20 protein-coding genes are annotated in these 18,862 nt (G+C 65.1%); 7 read left to right on the forward strand and 13 right to left on the reverse strand.

Going from position 1 to position 18,862, the window contains the following annotated elements:
- The first annotated feature begins 91 nt into the window (after positions 1–91).
- On the forward strand, positions 92–2,182 hold the full coding sequence (locus G467_RS0111610) for a molybdopterin-dependent oxidoreductase (protein WP_022969908.1): 2,091 nt from the start codon (positions 92–94) through the stop codon (positions 2,180–2,182).
- Positions 2,183–2,194: 12 nt separating this feature from the next.
- Here G467_RS0111610 and G467_RS0111615 read toward each other — a convergent pair whose 3' ends face one another.
- From G467_RS0111615 to G467_RS0111625, 3 genes are all read right to left on the reverse strand, one after another.
- Positions 2,195–3,214, reverse strand: coding sequence for an NADP-dependent oxidoreductase (locus G467_RS0111615; RefSeq protein ID WP_022969909.1), 1,020 nt, complete (start codon positions 3,212–3,214; stop codon positions 2,195–2,197).
- A gap of 101 nt (positions 3,215–3,315) precedes the next feature.
- A complete protein-coding gene (locus G467_RS0111620; RefSeq protein WP_022969910.1) occupies positions 3,316–3,798 on the reverse strand; it encodes an FKBP-type peptidyl-prolyl cis-trans isomerase in 483 nt (160 codons plus the stop codon).
- A gap of 91 nt (positions 3,799–3,889) precedes the next feature.
- The gene (locus G467_RS0111625) at positions 3,890–4,294 is read right to left on the reverse strand and encodes a hypothetical protein (RefSeq protein ID WP_022969911.1); all 405 of its coding nucleotides are present in this window, start codon (positions 4,292–4,294) and stop codon (positions 3,890–3,892) included.
- Between the two features lie 150 nt (positions 4,295–4,444).
- On the opposite strand from G467_RS0111625, the gene G467_RS0111630 reads away from it, so the two are divergent.
- Positions 4,445–5,239: a ferredoxin--NADP reductase gene (locus tag G467_RS0111630; protein WP_026802621.1), complete on the forward strand. Its 795-nt coding sequence runs from the start codon at positions 4,445–4,447 to the stop codon at positions 5,237–5,239.
- Between the two features lie 12 nt (positions 5,240–5,251).
- Here the strand turns inward: G467_RS0111630 and G467_RS0111635 are convergent, their stop codons facing one another.
- The 6 genes from G467_RS0111635 to G467_RS0111660 all read right to left on the reverse strand — a co-directional run bounded on the left by G467_RS0111635 (position 5,252) and on the right by G467_RS0111660 (position 11,350).
- Complete coding sequence (locus G467_RS0111635) at positions 5,252–5,731, reverse strand: glutathione peroxidase (RefSeq protein ID WP_022969913.1); 480 nt, start codon at positions 5,729–5,731, stop codon at positions 5,252–5,254.
- 82 nt (positions 5,732–5,813) lie between these two features.
- Entirely contained in the window at positions 5,814–6,434 is a 621-nt protein-coding gene (locus G467_RS16560) for a DUF2652 domain-containing protein (protein ID WP_022969914.1), read from the reverse strand.
- A 32-nt stretch (positions 6,435–6,466) separates the two neighbouring features.
- Complete coding sequence (gene dctA / locus G467_RS0111645; RefSeq protein WP_026802622.1) at positions 6,467–7,735, reverse strand: C4-dicarboxylate transporter DctA; 1,269 nt, start codon at positions 7,733–7,735, stop codon at positions 6,467–6,469.
- A 118-nt stretch (positions 7,736–7,853) separates the two neighbouring features.
- Positions 7,854–8,063, reverse strand: coding sequence for a cold-shock protein (locus tag G467_RS0111650; protein ID WP_026802623.1), 210 nt, complete (start codon positions 8,061–8,063; stop codon positions 7,854–7,856).
- A 306-nt stretch (positions 8,064–8,369) separates the two neighbouring features.
- On the reverse strand, positions 8,370–10,634 hold the full coding sequence (locus G467_RS0111655) for a TonB-dependent receptor (protein ID WP_022969916.1): 2,265 nt from the start codon (positions 10,632–10,634) through the stop codon (positions 8,370–8,372).
- Between the two features lie 230 nt (positions 10,635–10,864).
- The gene (locus G467_RS0111660) at positions 10,865–11,350 is read right to left on the reverse strand and encodes an NUDIX hydrolase (protein WP_022969917.1); all 486 of its coding nucleotides are present in this window, start codon (positions 11,348–11,350) and stop codon (positions 10,865–10,867) included.
- Positions 11,351–11,481: 131 nt separating this feature from the next.
- On the opposite strand from G467_RS0111660, the gene G467_RS0111665 reads away from it, so the two are divergent.
- The gene (locus G467_RS0111665; RefSeq protein WP_022969918.1) at positions 11,482–11,724 is read left to right on the forward strand and encodes a DUF3297 family protein; all 243 of its coding nucleotides are present in this window, start codon (positions 11,482–11,484) and stop codon (positions 11,722–11,724) included.
- A gap of 10 nt (positions 11,725–11,734) precedes the next feature.
- Here G467_RS0111665 and G467_RS0111670 read toward each other — a convergent pair whose 3' ends face one another.
- Positions 11,735–12,595: a LytTR family DNA-binding domain-containing protein gene (locus G467_RS0111670; protein WP_022969919.1), complete on the reverse strand. Its 861-nt coding sequence runs from the start codon at positions 12,593–12,595 to the stop codon at positions 11,735–11,737.
- A 145-nt stretch (positions 12,596–12,740) separates the two neighbouring features.
- Between G467_RS0111670 and G467_RS16565 the strand changes: the two genes are divergently transcribed.
- A complete protein-coding gene (locus G467_RS16565) occupies positions 12,741–13,940 on the forward strand; it encodes an acyltransferase family protein (protein WP_022969920.1) in 1,200 nt (399 codons plus the stop codon).
- On the opposite strand, the gene G467_RS16570 is transcribed toward G467_RS16565, so the two are convergent.
- Entirely contained in the window at positions 13,937–14,581 is a 645-nt protein-coding gene (locus G467_RS16570; RefSeq protein ID WP_051130467.1) for an HD domain-containing protein, read from the reverse strand. The genes G467_RS16565 and G467_RS16570 overlap by 4 nt on opposite strands.
- A gap of 327 nt (positions 14,582–14,908) precedes the next feature.
- Between G467_RS16570 and G467_RS0111690 the strand changes: the two genes are divergently transcribed.
- Both G467_RS0111690 and G467_RS0111695 read left to right on the forward strand, forming a co-directional pair.
- On the forward strand, positions 14,909–15,589 hold the full coding sequence (locus G467_RS0111690) for a YceH family protein (protein WP_022969923.1): 681 nt from the start codon (positions 14,909–14,911) through the stop codon (positions 15,587–15,589).
- A gap of 35 nt (positions 15,590–15,624) precedes the next feature.
- The gene (locus tag G467_RS0111695; protein WP_022969924.1) at positions 15,625–16,884 is read left to right on the forward strand and encodes a TIGR03862 family flavoprotein; all 1,260 of its coding nucleotides are present in this window, start codon (positions 15,625–15,627) and stop codon (positions 16,882–16,884) included.
- On the opposite strand, the gene G467_RS16575 is transcribed toward G467_RS0111695, so the two are convergent.
- Both G467_RS16575 and rluF read right to left on the reverse strand, forming a co-directional pair.
- A complete protein-coding gene (locus tag G467_RS16575) occupies positions 16,881–17,738 on the reverse strand; it encodes a dimethylarginine dimethylaminohydrolase family protein (RefSeq protein WP_022969925.1) in 858 nt (285 codons plus the stop codon). The two genes, G467_RS0111695 and G467_RS16575, sit on opposite strands and share 4 nt — an antisense overlap.
- A gap of 105 nt (positions 17,739–17,843) precedes the next feature.
- Positions 17,844–18,557, reverse strand: a complete 714-nt coding sequence (gene rluF, locus G467_RS0111705; protein WP_022969926.1) for a 23S rRNA pseudouridine(2604) synthase RluF — start codon at positions 18,555–18,557, stop codon at positions 17,844–17,846.
- 89 nt (positions 18,558–18,646) lie between these two features.
- Here rluF and G467_RS18065 point away from each other — a divergent pair, with 89 nt between their 5' ends.
- Complete coding sequence (locus G467_RS18065; RefSeq protein ID WP_022969927.1) at positions 18,647–18,823, forward strand: hypothetical protein; 177 nt, start codon at positions 18,647–18,649, stop codon at positions 18,821–18,823.
- The last annotated feature ends 39 nt before the right edge of the window (positions 18,824–18,862 follow it).

Below are 18,862 nucleotides of genomic sequence, written 5' to 3' on the forward strand. Positions count from 1 at the left end.
GCCCCATCGTGACGCTAGCACAGCGCACGTCGGCGGACATGCCCTGCCACTTTGGCCTAGACTCAAAGGCAGTCGCTGCCGAGGCCGTCTTATGTCCCGCACTTCCCGCTACCGCGCCTGCCCCTTGTGCGAAGCCATCTGCGGGCTCGATCTGCAGTACGAGGAAGGACGCCTGACCGCCATTCGCGGCGACGAGGCCGACCCGTTCAGCCACGGTCACATCTGTCCGAAAGGCAATGCGATCCTCGACCTGGAAACCGACCCCGATCGCCTGCGGCAACCGATGCGCCGGATCGGCGATCAGTGGCAGGCCATCGGCTGGGACGAAGCTTTCGAACTCGCCGGTCGCCGCCTGGCACAGATCCAGCAGGCCCATGGACCGGCGTCGGTCGCGACCTATCTGGGCAATCCGAACGTGCACCACTTCGGACATATCGCGTATCTGCCTGCCCTGCTCAAGGCCCTGCGCAGCCCCAATTCCTACAGTGCCTCGTCGGTGGACCAGTGGCCGCACCAGCTGGTGGCGGCGCAGATGTTCGGCCACCAGTTCCTGATGCCGATTCCCGATGTCGACCGCACGGACTATTTCCTGATGCTCGGCGCCAATCCGGTCGCGTCCAACGGCAGCCTGATGACCGCGCCGGGCATCGCCAAACGACTCAAGGCGCTGACGGCGCGCGGCAAACTGGTGGTCATCGATCCGCGCCGCACCGATACCGCCGAGATCGCGAGCGAACACCATTTCATCCGGCCCGGCAGCGACGCGTGGTTCCTGGTCGCCTTGCTGCAGGAGATGCTGGCGCAGACGGCGCCACGCGTCGACGCGTATGGCGACAAGCTGGCCGGTCTCGACGAGGCACTCGCAGCGATTCGCGCCGTCGATACGCAGGCGGTCGAACAACGGACCGGCATCGCACGCGCCGACATCGCGCGCATCGCCCGCGATTTCCTCGCCGCTCAGCGTGCTGTTGCGTACGGACGCATGGGTCTGAGCACGCAGGCGCATGGCAGTCTGTGCCAGTGGCTGCTGCAGTTGGTGAACCTCATCAGCGGCAACCTCGATCGCGAAGGCGGCGCCCTGCCCAACGACGCCGCGATACCGGTGACCGGACCCGGCACCTCGCCCGGCCAGCGCGATCGCTGGCGCAGCCGCGTGCGCGGCTTGCCTGAATTCGCCGGCGAACTGCCGGTCGCGGTGCTCGCCGAAGAAATGCTGACGCCTGGCGAAGGCCAGGTGCGCGCCCTGCTGACCTGCGCCGGCAATCCGGTGCTGTCGACCCCGAACGGCCGCGAACTCGCGCGCGCGATCGCCGGGCTCGAGTTCTATGTCGCGATCGACGTGTACATCAACGAGACCACGCGCCATGCGGACCTGATCCTGCCGCCGGCCTCGCCGCTGACCCAGCACCACTACGATCTGATCTTCAACAGCTTCGCCGTGCGCCGGGTCGCGCGCCTGAGCGTGCCGGTGCGCGAACGCGAGGAGAACGAACGCGGCGACTGGGAGATCGTCGACGGCCTCGGCACCGCATATGCCGCTGCGAGCGGCAAGCCCTGGCGTTCGCTGCCGCCGCCGCGCGCGATGATCGCGGCCGGGCTGGCCCGCGGCGACAGCGGCCTGAGCATCGAGGATCTGGAGAATGCGCCGCATGGGCTGGATCTGGGCCCCTTGCGTCCCACGCTGCTGACGCGTCTTGAAACCGCCAGCGGATGCATCGAGTGCGCACCTGCCCTGTTTCTGCAGGCGCTCGCCGAATTCGGCGCGGAGCAAGCAACATCAGCGCAGACGAACACGCTGCAACTGATTGGCCGTCGCGATATCCGCAGCAACAATTCCTGGATGCACAACGCGCCGCGCCTGGTGAAGGGAAAAGCGCGGCATCAGCTGTTCATCCATCCCGACGATGCCCGCGAACGCCGGCTCGACGACGGTGCGCGTGTGCGCGTGCGCTCGCGCATCGGCGAGGTCGTGACCGAGATCGAAGTCAATGCCGACATGATGCCGGGCGTCGTCTGCCTGCCACACGGCTTCGGCCATCGCGCGGCCGACAGCCGACTGCAGCGCGCCTCGCAACTGGCCGGCGAAAGCTACAACGACCTCAGCGATCCCGAAGCGCTCGACGGCCCCTCAGGCAATGCGGCGCTCAACGGCTTGCCGGTGTGGGTCGAGGCCCTGGCCTAGGCCGAGACCGTTTCAACCTCGCATCTTGAGCACGACCTTGCCTTTCGCGCGTCCGGCTTCGAGATAATCGAACGCCGCAAGGCCCTGTTCGAAATCGAAGACGCGATCGACGACGGGATGCACCGTACCGAGTTCGACCATGGCCGCGATATGCGCCAGCTGCGCACCGCTCGATTCGGTGAGATAGCGAAAATAGCGCGCTTGCTTGCGGTTCGCCGCGGCATAGACCTTGCGCGCCATCCAGCGCATCGCCAGCTTCACCACGAAGCTGCCGGCAAAGCGCGCCGCCATCTCGCGATCCGGCGGACCGGCGACGCTGACGACGGCGCCCCCGGACTTGAGCAGCTCGAAGGCCTCCAGCGTGTGCGCGCCGCCGAGCGTGTCGAACACCACGTCGTAGATCGCGCCGCGCGCACGCAGGTCGTCGCGGTCGTAGCAGATCACGCGATCGGCCCCCAAGGCCTGTACCCACTCGGCATTGCGCGAACTGGTCGTGGTCTCGACGATCATGCCGAGCGCCTTGGCATACTGGATCGCAAAACTGCCCAGGCCGCCGGAACCGGCGTGGATCAGGATCCGTTCGCCCGCGTGCACCTGCGCGCGGTCGACCAAGCCCTGCACGGTCGTCAAGGCGACCAGGGGCAAGGACGCCGCACCGATCGCGTCGATATTCGCCGGCCGGTGAGCAACGAATCGTTCGGGTTGCACGCTGTATTCGGCGAACGCACCGAGCGTGTCGCGACTCGCGCGCACGAACACCGGATCGCCGACACGGAACGCCGTGACGCCGGCGCCGACGGCATCGACAATGCCGCTGGCATCGAAGCCGATGCTCACCGGGAACGACAGCGGCTGAACACGACGCAGGGCGCCGTGCACGAGTTTGTAGTCGATGGGATTGAGGCTGGCGGCCTGCACGCGCAAGCGCAGCTCACCGGGCCCGGGGACCGGACGGGGAATCGTTGCCAGGCTCAGCGCGTCTTTGGTCGGCCCATAGGCCGTCGCTTGCCACGCGCGCATGGTCTCGCTCATGGAATCCCCCCAGGAACCTTCCCCGGGGGCGATTCTGTCATTTTCCGGCGCGAGGCATCGGATACCGGCGGCAGCCACAGGGGCCGCCGCCCGGTGACGGCTTAGTGGTGATGGCCGCCGGCGCCGTGCGCATGGCCATGGGTCAGCTCTTCCAGGCTGGCGTCACGCACTTCGGTCACTTCGATGGCGAAATGCAGGGTCTGGCCGGCGAGCGGATGGTTGCCGTCGACGGTGACATCGTCGCCCTCGATCTTGGCGATCGATACCGACAGCGGGCCCTGCGGCGTCTGCGCCTGGAATTCCATGCCGACTTCCAGCGTGTCGACGCCCTGGAACGCGGCGCGCGGCACGACATTGATCAGCATCGGATTAGGCTGGCCGTAACCGTCTTCCGGCGCGACGACGACATTGAAGGTATCGCCGACCTGGCGACCGGCCATTTCCTTTTCCAGGCCCGGCACGATGTTGCCCGCGCCATGCAGGTAGGTCAGCGGCGAACGACCTGCGGAGGAATCGACCACCTCGCCCGCGTCATTGGTGAGGGTGTAATGGAACGACGCGACGGTGCGCTCGGCGATCTGCATGGGGGGTCCTTGGCGGATAAGTAAGAGAGAAAACGTGGTGGGCCGCAGCCCAGCGGCCATTATAAACCAGGCCGCCGCCCGGTCCGACCCCTCAGTTTCCGCCGAAGCGCAGCCAGCGCTCGGCCTCGTTCACGCTGCTGAATACGCGGGCATTGAAGCCGCTCTCCATCGCGAAAATCTCGCCATGCTCCATCAGCGGCACATGCGCCATCACCGGCTCGACGAAGGCGACCTGCACCGACTCCATGCCCGAGCCCTGCATGTTCTTCACCAGCTCGGCGATCTGCTCGGGCGGCATCGGCGTGCCACCGAGCTCGTCGACGACGAGCACCCGCGTCGCGCGTCGCGTGAGGCATTCGACGGCGATCTCGCGCCAATACGCCAGCGTAATCTCGAGCGAATCCTCGGGACCGGAGACGACGGCATACAGATAATTCGGGCGCTGCTCGAAGTGCAGGCGATAGGGCGACTCGGGGGCGTCGTCGGTCTGGCTCATGCGCACAGTATATCGGCCGCTCCCCGCCAGCCCCAGCCGCCGCGGTGCGAAAACTGAGCTCCGGATCGTCGCGACGGCTTCGCGAGGCCGCTCGCGAATGAGACAATGGCGGCCGGGATGCTGTCCGCGTCCGTCTTCCTGAAATCCTCCATGTCCGCTGCCTTCATCACCGAAACCGTGCTCGATGTCCGCCACTGGACCGAGGACTACTTCAGTTTCACCACCACGCGCGACGACGGCTTCCGTTTCGAGAACGGCCAGTTCGTCATGATCGGCCTCGAAGTCGAGCAGGCCGACGGGTCGCGCAAGCCGCTGATGCGCGCGTACTCGATCGCGAGCGCGAACTGGGAAGAACAGCTGGAGTTTTTCTCGATCAAGGTCCCGAACGGTCCGCTGACCTCGCGCCTGCAGCACATCCGGCCCGGTGACACTGTCCTACTGAGCCGCAAGCCCACCGGCACCCTGCTCATCAGCGACCTGTTGCCTGGCCGCACGCTGTACCTGCTCGCGACAGGCACTGGCCTGGCGCCGTTCCTGAGCGTGATCAAGGACCCGGAAACCTACGAGCGCTTCGAGCATGTCGTGCTCACGCACGGCGTGCGTAGCGCGAAAGATCTGGCGTATGCGGACTACTTCCGCAACGAACTGCCGCACCACGAATTCCTCGGCGAGGAAATCGCCCGCAAGCTGCACTACTACCCGGCTGTCAGCCGCGAAGCACATGCACACCAGGGCCGCCTCACCGATCTGATGGATAGTGGCCGCATGGCCAGCGACCTCGGTCTGCCGCCGCTGAATCCCGAAACGGATCGCGCCATGATCTGCGGCGGGCCGCAAATGCTCGCCGATTTCCGCCGCATCCTCGACGAACGTGGCTTCACTGCCGCGCCGCGCATCGGCACGCCGGGGCATTACGTGTTCGAACGGGCTTTCGTCGAAAAATAATCCGTCGCGGAATCAAAGCACCGCGGCGAGATCCTTCTCGATCTTCTCGGGCGTGTCGGTCGGCGCGTAGCGCTTGATGACCTTGCCATGCTTGTCGATCAGGAATTTCGAGAAATTCCACTTGATGCCTTCGATGCCCATCAGGCCCGGCTTCTCTTTCTTGAGCCATTTCCACAAAGGATGCGCGCCCGCGCCATTGACGTCGACTTTCGCGTAGAGCGGAAAGCTCACGTCATACGTCAGCGAACAGAAGGTCTTGATCTCTTCCTCGTCGCCCGGCTCCTGATGACCGAACTGATCGCAGGGGAAACCGAGCACGACCAGCCCCTGGTCCTGATATTTCTGCCAGAGTTTTTCCAGGCCGGTGTACTGCGGGGTGAAACCACACTTGGAGGCGGTGTTCACGACGAGCATGGCCTTGCCCTTGTAGTCGGCGAGCGACTGCTCGTCGCCATCGATGGTCTTGGCGGTGAATTCGTAGGCGGTGGTCATGACGGGCTCCGGGGTCCAGGCGACCGGCCCATGTTCCGGCGAAACCGGAGCGAAAGAAAGCCCCGCGAGGGGCCGCGCCGGCTCAGCCCGGAAACGGCGGATCCGCGCGTACCGGCAATTCGGTCGGCGCCAGCACGCGCAGAACGAGCTCGCCCACGCCCTCGAAGATTTCTCCGTGCTCCGCACCCACCATCCGTGCGTCGGGCCAGGCGCGAACGATCTGATCGGTCAGCAGCACGTATTCGCGGCCGGAGACGTGGTTCTTCATCAGGCGATGCACCAGGATTACCGGCTCGCCGGCGAGTTCCTCGAATTGCCGGACCTGCTTGATGGCGATTTCGCCGGCATGCACGAACGCTTTCAGCCGCAGACCGCCGACGTTCGCGCAGGCGCTGCAGTCGCAGTTCGACCGGGCGACCTCGATGCGACCCAGGCAGACAGCAAAGGCTTCGAACAGCACATGCAACTGGGCGAGCACGTCGTGCACGACCGGTCGTGGCTCGCCGTCGATCTCGCGATACAGGAAGGCCGCATCACCCTCGAGCTTGTTTAGCACCAGCGGATGCTCGGCACGATCGATCATCGCCTCGAGCAGTTCGCTGATGATCTGCTCGGCATGCAGCAGGCTCACCTCGCGCTTGACGATGAAATCGGTATACCCGCTGATGTCGACGATGACCAGGACGGCTTGGGCAAGGCGCATATCGACTCCGTTAAGCGGTCAGTGACGCGGCGTCAGGCGGCGGTCGGGCCGGCATCGAGCGCCACGCGCATTTTCGCGTCGTCGCGCATGCCTTCCCACTTCGACACCACCAGCGTGGCGACGCCGTTGCCGATGACATTGGTGATCGCGCGCGCCTCGGACATGAAGCGGTCCACACCCAGGATCAGGGCGACGCCTTCGACGGGCACCTTGCCATGCAGGGCCGTCAATGTCGCGGCCAAGGTGATAAAGCCCGAGCCGGTCACGCCCGCGGCACCCTTGGAGGTCAGCAGCAACACACCCAGCAACAGCAACTGGTCCGACAGGCCCAGCGGAACGTCAGTCGCCTGGGCGATGAACACCGCCGCCATGGTCAGATAGATGCAGGTGCCGTCGAGATTGAACGAATAGCCGGTCGGAACGATCAGGCCGACGGCGGCGCGGTCGCAGCCCAGCTCTTCGAGCCGCTCGATCATGCGCGGCAAGGCCGATTCCGACGAGGACGTGCCCAGCACCAGCAGCAGTTCCGCGCGGATGTAGCGCAGGAATTTCCACAGCGAAAACCCCGACAGGTGCGCGACGGCGGCCAGCACCACGAACACGAACAGCGCACAGGTCGCATACACAGCCAGCAGCAGCCAGCCCAGCGACACCAGGGTGCCGATGCCGTACTTGCCGACGGTGAACGCCATCGCGCCGAAGGCACCGATCGGCGCGAAACGCATGATCAGGTGCACGACGCCGAAGAACACCGTGCCGAGCTGGTCGAGCCCGTCGAGCACCTTGCGCCCGACCTGGCCGCTCTGGGTGAGCGCGATGCCGAACAACAGCGCCACGAGCAGCACCTGCAGCAGATTGCCGTCGGTGAACGCGGACACGAAGCTGTGCGGAATGATGTCCATCAGGAAAGGCACGACACCGCTCTCGGCCGCCTTGTGCTGGTAGTCGGCGAGCTTGGTCGCGTCGATCGTGTGCGGATTGACATGCATGCCGTCGCCGGGCCGCACCAGATTCACCACAACCAGACCCAGGGCCAGGGCGAGCGTGGTCATGATCTCGAAGTAGATCAGCGCCTTCACGCCGATGCGGCCGACGTGCTTGAGGTCGCCCATCTTGGCCATGCCGACCACGACGGTGAGGAAGATCACCGGGCCGATGACCATCTTCACGAGGGCGATGAAGGCCTTGCCCAGGGGTTCGAGCTGCTCGCCGAGCTTGGGGTCGACGACGCCGAGCACGATGCCGATCGCGATCGCGACCAGCACCTGCAGGTAAAGCGATTTCCACCATCCGCTGCGCATCATCGCCCTCCCCGGCTGACATCCGAGCGTAGCCCAAGGGCGGCACCGGCGAACAGCGCGCAAAGAAAAAGCCCCGGTCGTTGCCGACCGGGGCTTTCAATTCGCGAGTGCGACTGGCTTAGACGATCTGAACCGCGTCAGCCTGCAGACCCTTCTGGCCCTTCACGACGGTGAAGGTGACCTTCTGGCCTTCCTGGAGCGACTTGAAGCCGCTGCCCTGGATAGAACGGAAGTGAACGAAGAGGTCCTCACCGCTTTCCGGGGTGATGAAGCCGAAGCCCTTGGCGTCATTGAACCACTTCACGGTACCACTCTGACGATCCGACATTTGAAACTCCTTGAAACATTGAATTATCAAGACCCGGAACATCCGGAATCGAGACTGTAGTTGCAGGGAGCAAGCGGGCTAAGCGATGTAGCGGATCGTTGGATCTACCGCACCGGGCCACGATTCACTGTGACCCTGGCAAACACAGTGGGCGCACCATACACGCATTCCACGGGGAAAGCGAGCCAAAGCTAAATGGGGGTTCAGCGGCTACCTGAACAGCCCTTCCACCCCGTACGGTGCCGGTCTGGACGCCAGACCGGCCGGCCCTGCCCCAAGGCAGACAGCCGGACGGCCCCGCGAAACTCAGAACGAGGTCTTGTACTCCAGACCGACGATGCGCGGCTCGTTCACAAAGCCCGTCAGGTTGTTGAAGTCGATGCCGCCGACCACAGTTTCACGGTTGTTAATGTTGCGGCCGTAAATCGCGACTTCCTGGCGACCATCCGCCCAGTTGTAGCCGATGCGCAGACCGCCTTCGACTAGCGGCTTGCCGGTGAACTCGATCGAGTCGTACAGGAAAAACTCGACTTCGCCGCGATACGCCCAGTCGGTATAGAAATACAGCTCGCCGTCGCCCATCGGAATGCCGTAACGCGCGGTCAGGTTGTAGATGTGCTTGGGCGCCTGCGGCAGACGATTGCCGTCGATCGAGTACGTGCCCGGCACGGCACCGGCCGGATCGACCACGGTGCAACCGCCGCCACAGCCCTGCACGGCGAGCGTCGGGTCCTTGATCTTGGTGTCGTTGAGGCTGGCACCGAAGGTCACGAGCAGGTCGGGCGTCAGGTAGGCCTCGAAATCGAGCTCGTAGCCATGACCTTCGACGCGACGGGCGTTGATGAGGCGATTGAAGTTGGCGCCGCCACCGACCGCGGTGAGCTGCTGGTTGTTGACGGTGTAGTCGAACACGCCCAGCGAGACGCGCGCACGGTTGTCCCAGAAGTCGGTCTTGATGCCGAGTTCGCGGGACAGCACGGTCTCCGAATCGGCCGTCGAGATCGTGTCGCCGAACAGCAGGCGACCCTGGATGCTCGGTGCGCGGAAACCGTTGGCCAGGCGCGCATAGAAATTGGTGCGGTCGTTGACCGCCCAGGTCGCGCTGATGTCCCAGCTCACATCCGAGTCGCTGGTCTGCGTGGCCAGGCGACCGATGAACACCGGCGAGAATGGCGGCGCGATCAGGCGGTCGGCGGTGAAGTCCTTCTCGTCCTTGGTGTAACGGATGCCGCCGCGCAGCTTGAGCGCATCGTTGACGTCGTAGTCGCCGGACAGGTAGATCGCCCAGGCCTTGGTCGACTGGCGCTGCTGCGCGAAGCCGTTGAGGCTGCCGCCGGCCAGCGTGTCGTAGTTGAGACTGTCGACAGTGAAGTCTTCATCGAAGTAGTACAGGCCGCCCTGCCAGTCGAACCGTCCCCAGTCGTTCGACTGCAGGCGGAATTCCTGGGTGAACTGGCGGTGCGACGGCAGACCGTCGGCGGATTCGGCCGTGAACGGAATGAAGCCCGGTCCCGACGGGGGCGCGAACACCGCGCGATAGCCGCCATCGATGTCGCCGCGACTCAGCGTGTCCACGCTTTCATAGCCGGTGATCGAGAACAGGCTGACCTTGCCGAAATTCCAGGTCAGGCGCGCATTGCCGCCGATCTGGTCGAGGTTCTGGAAATTCTGGCCATCGATGGAGACCTGGTCACGCTCGAAACCCGCGACCAGATCATTGGTGCCAGGCCGGATGATGTTGGCGCGGAACAGCCGGGCGGTGCCGTTGAGATGGCGCTTGTGCACATTGAGCAGGGCTTCGAAACCGTCGCTCGGTGCGATCAGCAGCTGGAAGCGCGCGGCGTATTCCTTGTAGCCCTCCAGCGCGTCGTTCTCGCCGGTGAAGGTGTTGTCGACCCAGTTGCCCCGCCGCTGGTACAGACCCGAGAACCGCGCCGACACCGTTGGCGAGAACGCGCCACCGACGGCGCCCTCAATATTGGTCGTGCCGTAGCTGCCGTAGGAAATGCGGCCGTAGCCACCGAATTCCTGACTGGGGCGCACCGACTCGAACTTCACTACGCCGGCCGGCGAGTTGCGGCCGAACAAGGTGCCCTGCGGACCACGCAACAGTTCGACCTGATCGACGTCGAACACCGGGAAGCCCTTGAGGATCGGGTTCTCCTGCACGACGTCGTCGTACACCAGCGACACCGGCTGCGAGGCATTGAGATCGAAATCGGTATTGCCCAGGCCGCGGATGTAGAAGCGCGGGAACGCGCGACCGAACGAGGATTCGATGTTCAGGCTGGGCAGGCGGCCGGACAGGAAACGCACGTCTTCGCCACCGGACTTGATCACGTCCAGCTTCTCGCCGCTGACCACGGTGATCGACACGGGCACCTTCTGGATATTCTCGATGCGGCGCTCGGCGCTCACTTCGATCGTGCCCAGGGTCGTGGGGTCTTTTTCCTTGGCGGCCTCGGTCGTTTCCTGGGCGAAAGCACAGGTCGCCGGCATCGCCAGGGCGATGGCCAGGGCCAGAGTCTGCGGACGAAGTCGGATGGAAGTCGGAAGCGTTGCTGCGGCCATGCCTGTGCCCCTTTGAGTGAGATGAGCAGTTCATCGCTCGGCCCGAAGCGCAGTCGGGCCAATGAACGACGACGCAGCAGGATTCTAGGGTCGGGAGGTACCGTACGGAAAGCGAAAATCGAGGCACGCGCGCGCGGACCGCACGAAAGAGCGCGCAATAAATATATTATTAATCAATTGATTACATTATATTGTTGATACTCAACATGATGCACAATCGTCGCTTGGACTCAGCGCGAAAACTGCCAGCTGCGCATGCGACCGTTCTCGTACGGCATCACGCCATGGAACGGGCGCGGATCATCGTCGAACACCAGCGGCAGGAACTGCCGGTCGCCTTCCCACAGATTGAGCTCGGGCACCCGCGCGATCTCGATCCACTCCAGCGTGCCCTCTTCGTTGCGCCGGAACGCGTCGCCGACGAAGCGGTCGATGCGGAAAATGAAGCCCAGCCAGTCTTCGCCGTTCTTGCCGAAGCCCGGCCAGCTGATCGTTCCGCGCAGCACCATGTCCTCGCAGATCAGGCCGGATTCCTCGCGGATTTCCCGACGCATCCCAGCCATGACGTCCTCGTCGCGTTCGACCTTGCCGCCCAGTCCGTTGTACTTGTCGAGATGGTGATCGTCCGGGCGCGCATTGCGATGGATCAGCAGGACGCGTTCGCGATCGGGCGACAGCACGTAGCCGAGCGTGGCGACGATGGGGCAATAAGGCATGGGGACCGAATCGTGGACGGCGGGGCCGACAGCATATCCGCCGCGCGCGAAATCAGGCGAAAATGCCGGCCTGCCCGCCCCAGCTTGGTGCGGGCGCCGACCCTCTTTCCGATTCCTTCCGAGACTTGACCATGACCGACACCCCGCCCGACCGCCTTGCGATGAATCCGCGCAGCCCCTTCCACAACGCCGCCATTCTCGATCGCGGCGTCGGCGTGCGCTTCAAGGGCGAGGAGCGGACGAATGTCGAGGAGTACTGCATCAGCGAAGGCTGGATCCGCGTCGCCGCCGGCAAGGCGCTCGATCGCCGCGGCAATGCGATGACGATCAAGCTCAGCGGCGAGGTCGTCGCCTACTTCCACGATCAAGCCTAGCCACCGCGGTTCACCGCTTGAGCGCGGACCGGTAGCGCCGACTGCACGGCACCTTGGTGCCATCGCGCATGACCAGACGGGCATCGCCCGTCTCCAGCGGCTCGATCTCGGCCACGCAATCGAGATTGACCATGTAGCTGCGGTGCACACGCACGAACCGCGCCGGATCCAGGCGCGGTTCGATGCCGGCCATGGTCGCGCGTAGCGGATACTCGCGGCCACGCACGCGCAGGTTCACGTAGTTTCCCGAGGCTTGCAGGAGCTCGATATCGTTGGCGGCAACCAGGAATTCCTTGCCCAGCTTGCGCACCAGGAACCGCTCCGGCCGCTCGACCGGCTCCACCGCCGGCCCCTCGTCGGGCGCATCGAGCAGACGTGCTTCGCCCTGCATCCGCAACAGCACGAGGTGGTACACGGCGACGATCAGCAGGATGGTGCCGTAGGTCTGCCAGTCCTTGAGGTATTCGTAGGCCAGCTCGCGCGGCCAGGAGCCGAAGTCGTAGCTCTCGCCGTACCAGGCATACGCCAGATGGCGCAGACCGACCATCGCCAGCACGTGCACCAGACTGAAGACGACCGAACCGAGCACATGCCAGGGCAGATGCCGGCGCAACTGGTTCAGGTAGAGCGGGAAGCGCCGTTCGAAGGCGATCACCGCCGGCACCAGGGCCAGCAGGACCAGGTTGCTCGACCACTCCCAGACGATCGGCTCCCATGGGGCGAAGTCCAGGTGCACGCGCTCGACATCCAGCAGCACGATGACCGAATTGGTCGTGGCCTGCAGGAGGTAGTTGAAGATCCAGAAGCCGGTCTCGAAGAAACGGCGATACGGCTGGTAGCGCTCCAGCAGGGAGCGTGAGTCGATAGTCATCGCTGCATTCTAAGGGCCGGGGACGAATCGCGTCCCGCAACTCGTCCCGCGAGACCACCGTTCGTCACTGTTCCCCGCGCCCTGCCCCCTGGTCCTGGGCTGGCGGCCGCGCCGTAGGCAGTCTGGGCTCACTCAGGAGAACCCCATGACCCGCCGCCACGACATCGACGCCCTGCGCGCCATCGCCTTCAGTCTGCTGATCCTCTATCACCTGGCCATGCTCTACGTCTTCGACTGGGGCTGGCACGTCAAAAGCCCCTATCAGGGCGAATGGCTGCAATGGCCGATGCTGTTCGTCAATCGCTGGCGCATGGACCTGATCTTCCTCATTTCGGGCATGGCCGCCGCCTTTCTGCTCAAACCCGACCAGGTCTGGCGCTTCGTCCGCAGCCGGACCTGGCGCCTGTTCCTGCCACTGGTGTTCGGCATGCTCGTCATCGTGCCGATCCAGCCGTATGCGCAGGGCGTGTCGAACGGACTGGTCGAACCGGGCTTCTGGCATTTCCTCAGCGAGTATTACCGCGGCAAGCGCTGGCCCGAAGAAGCCTTCGACGGCTGGGAACACGGCTACACCTGGAACCACCTGTGGTACCTGGCCTACCTGTGGGTCTACACCCTCGTTCTGGCCCTGCTCGCCAAGCCGCTGGCGTCTTCATTCGGTCGCCGCATGAGTGCGATGTTCACTGGCCTGCGCGGCTGGAAGCTGATGGTCCTGCCGGCCCTACCCCTGCTGTTCTATACGCTCACCTTGCAGCAGCGCTTTCCCGACGACGGCGATTTCATCCACGACTGGTACCGCAATGCGGTGTATTTCACGGTGTTCGTCTATGGTTACCTGATCGCCCGCGACAGCGGCTTCTGGACCGAAGCCCTGCGTCTGCGCCGCGTCAGCCTGATCGCGGCACTGCTGTTGTTCGTCCCCTACCTCACGTTGGTCGCGACCCTTCCCGAGGACGTGCCGTTCTGGCAGCAGGCGGGCCTGTGGACGCTGCGCAATCTCTACATCTGGACGATGCTGCTGGCGATACTCGGCTGGTCACATGCCTTGTTGAACAAACCGTTTCGCTGGCTGCCTTGGGCCAACGAGTCGGTCTATCCCTGGTACATGCTGCACCAGAGCCTGATCGTCGGCCTCGCCTTCTGGCTGATTCCCTTCCACCTCGGCCCGGTGCTCGAGCCGATCGCCGTGTTGTCGGGCACGGTGCTGGGCTGTTTCGCGATCAGCGAAATCGCCAAGCGCGTCCCGCTGCTGCGGCCGTGCTTCGGGCTGAAGGCGCTTCCCCGACCTGCGGAAACGAGCGCGGGTGCTTCGGTACGAGGAGACGTTCTCGCGGAAGACCGCTAGCGACCGGCACCGGCGCGCGTGACCGAGCGCGGCGCCTGCAGCACACGCTGCAGGTTCACGCGGGCTGGCGCATCGAAGCGCCCGTGGAAGGCATCGCTCAGAAAGATGCGCTCCTTGGCCAGCAGGCCTTTCAGGAAGCGCCGCCGGTTGAACTCAAACAGCCAGCCCGGCAACTTGCCCCGGTACTCGCTGGCGATGCCCCGATGGTAGGCATCAAACGCCGCTGGAGCTGCGCCGAGAATCGCCATGTCGCCATCCAGGAACCGCCGCGCGTCCTCGTCCACGTCGTCCGGACCGACCCGCCCATGCCGCGCCGTCAAGCGGATGAGTTCGGCCACGCGGGCCCCGTCGATGCCCGCTTCTGGCAGATGTTCCGCGATTGCTTCGAGGGCCAGCACGGCGCTGCGCTCTTCGTTGTCCCGCCGGCCCGCCTGATAGATCGCGTCATGGAAAAGCACGGCCAGGAATACTTCCCGCGGCTGCCGCCAGGCCGATCGCTGCGCCGATTCCGCGTAGTGCCCGAGCACCTCGTGCACATGATCGAAGTTGTGATACGCCCGGATCGGCGTCGCGTAGGCCGCCAGCAACAACGACACCAAGCCGGGCGGCAAGGGCATCGGCGCATGCGGGATCGTATTCATGGACATCGGCGCCTGCGAAGAAGGTCCGGCGAAACCATCGCGCCGATGGACACGGGACGACGCGCCCGGATCACGATATCCTCCGGGGGCCACAGCGGCAAACCCCAACCCAGGAGACGGTCATGGCCAAGGGCCTGCAGCAGAAGAAAGAAACCAAGAAAAAACCCGCGAAAACCCTGAAAGAAAAGCGCGCCGACAAGGCCGCGAAGAAGGGCGGCTAAGCCGCCCTCTTTTTGCCCGGTCGCCGGATCGCGCCACGCCGTCGAACCGGCGACCGCAGGCATGAGGCATCATGGCGTCCCGCCTCCGCTGTTCGCCGATCCCGCCATGACTTCCGAAAATCCCGCTGCCGATGCGACTGCCGATGCGGGTCCGGCGCCGCTCACGACGATCCAGGCGCGCATCCTCGGCTGCCTGATCGAGAAGGAAGCGACGACGCCGGAAGCGTATCCGCTGACCGCGAACGCCGTGGTCCTGGCCTGCAACCAGAAAACCAGTCGCGAGCCCCTGATGGAGCTTGAGCCGGGCGAAGTCGGCCATGCCCTGCGCGAGCTCGAAGGTCTCGGCGCGATCCGCTCGGTGCACGGCGCCCGCGCGCAGCGCTACGAACACCGTTTCGCGCAAGCCTGGTCGGTGACCACGCGCCAGCAGGCCCTGCTGTGCGTGCTGATGCTGCGCGGTCCGCAGACCCTCGCCGAATTGCATACACGCTGCGAACGCATCGCCGCGTTCGCCGATCTCGACGAAGTCCGGCTCACGCTCGAACGCCTCGCACAACGCACGCCCGCCTTGGCGCTCAACCTCGGCCGCGGCGCGGGCCAGCGCGAAGATCGCTACATGCACCTGCTGTCCGGTGCGGTGGACGCCGAGCAGCTGCTGGCCTCGGTGAAATCCACGGGCAGTGCCGAACGCAGCGGCGGCGAGACGCCGTCGCGCATCGACGCGCTCGAAGCGGCCGTGGCAGCACTGCGCGCCGAGCTCGACGCGCTCAAGTCGCGCCTGCCCTGATCGTCGACCGCGTTCGTCGGCCCCTCAGACTCCGCATGTCCCTCGCTCCCTCCCTGCGCCTGGCCATTGTTGGCGGCGGTCCGGCCGGCCTCATGGCGGCCGAGTCGGCCCGTGCCGCCGGCATCGACGTCGATGTGTTCGAAGGCAAGGGCTCGGTCGGGCGAAAATTCCTGATCGCCGGCAAGGGCGGGCTCAATCTGACGCATTCGGAAGCGCGCTCGCCTTTCGTCGATCGCTACGGCGATCGTCGTGAGGACGTCGCGCGCTGGCTTTCGGTGTTCGACGCCGACGCCCTGCGCGACTGGGCCCGCGGACTAGGTGTGGACACCTTTGTCGGCAGTTCCGGCCGTGTTTTCCCGACAGACATGAAAGCCGCGCCCCTGCTGCGCGCCTGGGTACGCCGGCTGCGCGAAAGCGGCGTGCGATTCCATGTGCATCACCGTTGCACCGGCTGGGATGCGGACGGGGCCTTGTGCTTCGACACCCCGAGCGGGCCGCAAATCATTCGTGCGCAGGCCGTTGTGCTCGCCTTGGGCGGCGGCAGCTGGCCGCAATTGGGGTCGGACGGCGCGTGGTTGCCCTGGCTGGCACAACGCGGCGCCGACATCGCGCCGCTGCAGGCGGCGAACTGCGGTTTCGAGATCGCCTGGAGTGAGATCTTCGCCCAGCGGTTCGCCGGGCATCCTCTGAAACCGGTGAAAATTCTCTGCCCGGAAATTCCGGGCGACGGCCGCTGGCTCCAGGGCGAATGCGTGATTTCCGAAACCGGCATCGAGGGCAGCTTGATCTATGCACGTTCGGCGCGCCTGCGCGAACAGATCAATGCCGAGGGGTCGGCCGTCATCCATCTGGATCTCGCGCCTGGCCGCGATCTCGACCGACTCACGAACGATCTCGCGCGCCCGCGTGGCGGCCGCTCGATGACCGACCATCTGCGCCGCGTCGCCGGCATCGAGGGCGTGAAAACCGGCCTGCTCTACGAAACGATGAGCAAGGCCGCGTTCTCCGATCCCGCCACGCTGGCGGCAACGATCAAGTCGCTGCCCCTGACACTGCAGCGCCCGCGCCCGATCGCCGAAACGATCAGCAGCGCCGGCGGCGTGCGTTTTTCCGCGCTCGATCCGGCCCTGATGTTGCGTCACGTTCCCGGCGTGTTCTGCGCGGGCGAAATGATCGACTGGGAAGCGCCCACGGGCGGCTACCTGCTGACCGCGTGTTTCGCGAGCGGAAAGATCGCTGGCGCCGGTGCCGCGGACTACCTGAGTGCGCGGTCCGCCACCCACGATCGCGCCTAGGACACCACGAGCGCCAGCCGGCCAGCCGACACCGGCAAGACTTCGTCCAGCCGCAAGGTCAGACATTTGGCCGAACCGCCCGCCTTGAGGAATTCGTCCAGCGGCGTCTCCACGACGCGATAGCCGGCATTCTCGAGCGCGATGCGCAAGGTCGCACCGGCGCGATTGAGCACGACTACGTTGCCCAGGTTCACCGCATTGCAGGCGAAGGCCAGAGCATCGGCTTCTTCAACAACGATCCGGCGCGATGCCGGCACGCGCGCTTCGATCGCCGCGCGCGCCGCGGCATCGAAGGCCGCCGGAAAATACAGCAGGTGTCCGCGCGACAGCGGACAGAAACAGGTATCGAGGTGGTAGAAACGCGCATCGGCGAGCGCAAGCGGAATCGTCTCGACGTGCAGCACGCGCGCCAGCGCACTCACTGCCGCCAAATCCGTGCGATGGCCGTAGCCCACCCACAGGCGCGGCTCGGCACGATCAAACAGCGCATCGCCTGCGCCCTCGAACAGGCTGTCGCCGGGCAAGGCGCGCACATCGAAGCCCTCGTGCTCGAACCAGCGCGAGAAGGCCGCCTCCTCGCCGCGCCGCTCGGCATGACGGAACCGGCTGGGCACGAAGGTGCGGCCCAGGACCAGACCGGCGTTCGCAGTGAACGGCATGTCGGGCAATCCCGGTTCCGGCGCGATCTCGACGATGTCCGCGTGCATCGCCAGCACCACACGCAAGGCCTGCCATTGCGCGACGGCGCGCCTGCGGTCGGCCTGCCCCAACTGTCCTTGCATCCACGGATTGATGACGTAGTCGACCGCGAAATGCACCGGCGGACACATCAGCACGAGCGCGTGACTGGCCATGGCAACCCCGGCGGTCGGACTCGCGGCGGAACCTCGTCCCGCTTCGCTTGCCTCGAACCTACGCCGGCACCGCTAGAGGTTTTATTCAGTTGCCGCGAACGCGCCTTACCACTCGCTGCGTTGCGGCAGCAGACCGCGCAATTCCGGCTCGGTCAGATTGCGCCACTGGCCGACCTTCAGGTGGCCAAGCTTGACGTTGATGATGCGCACGCGGCGCAGTTGCACGACCTTGTAGCCCAGTGCCTCGGCCATCAGGCGGATCTGTCGGTTCAGGCCCTGGGTGAGCACGATCGAAAAACCGAACTTGGCGATGCGCCGGGTCTTGCAGGGCTTGGTCAGCTGGCCGTGGATGCGCACGCCGCCGGCCATGGCGCGCAGGAACTCGTCGGTCACCGTCTTGTTCACGCCGACGAGGTATTCCTTCTCGTGGTTGTTTTCCGAGCGCAGGATCTCGTTGACGATGTCGCCGTTGCTGGTCAGCAGGATCAGGCCCTCGGAATCCTTGTCGAGGCGGCCGATCGGGAAGATGCGCTGCTGATGGCCGACGAAGTCGACGATGTTGCCCTTGACGTCGGCCTCGGTCGTGCAGGTCACGCCGACCGGTTTGTTGAGGGCGATGTAGACGTGCTTGCGCGCCCCCGCGCCTGCCGCCCGCTTGCGCAGTTCCTGCCCGTCGATGACGACCTTGTCGCCCTCCTCGACCTGCGCGCCGATCCCCGGTCGCTTGCCGTTAAGCAGCACCCGGCCTTCGGCGATGAGACGGTCGGCCTCGCGTCGCGAGCAATAACCGGACTCGCTGATGTGCTTGTTCAATCGCATAGGGCGCGGATGCTGGCACAGGGGCCCGGGCAAGTCACCATGGCACGGAATATGCATCGTCCTTTTGGTCGAAAAAGGAAGCAGCTGCCATGAGCAACGTCATCGCCTTTCCGAGCAAACAACGCGCCGATCTCGAGATCGCCCTGCGCCAGATGGAACTGCTGCTCTCTGGCCGCCGCCAGAGCCCCGAATTCCAGAGCCTGAACGACGAAATCTGCCGCAGGAAGTCACACTCTGACGTGCAGCGGGCCGGCAACCGCCGCTGATCCGCCGTCGGGAATCTGTGGGAAGGGCCCCGGGCCCCA

Origin of the sequence: Arenimonas oryziterrae DSM 21050 = YC6267 (genome assembly GCF_000420545.1) — a bacterium.
Taxonomy (GTDB): Bacteria; Pseudomonadota; Gammaproteobacteria; order Xanthomonadales; family Xanthomonadaceae; genus Arenimonas; species Arenimonas oryziterrae.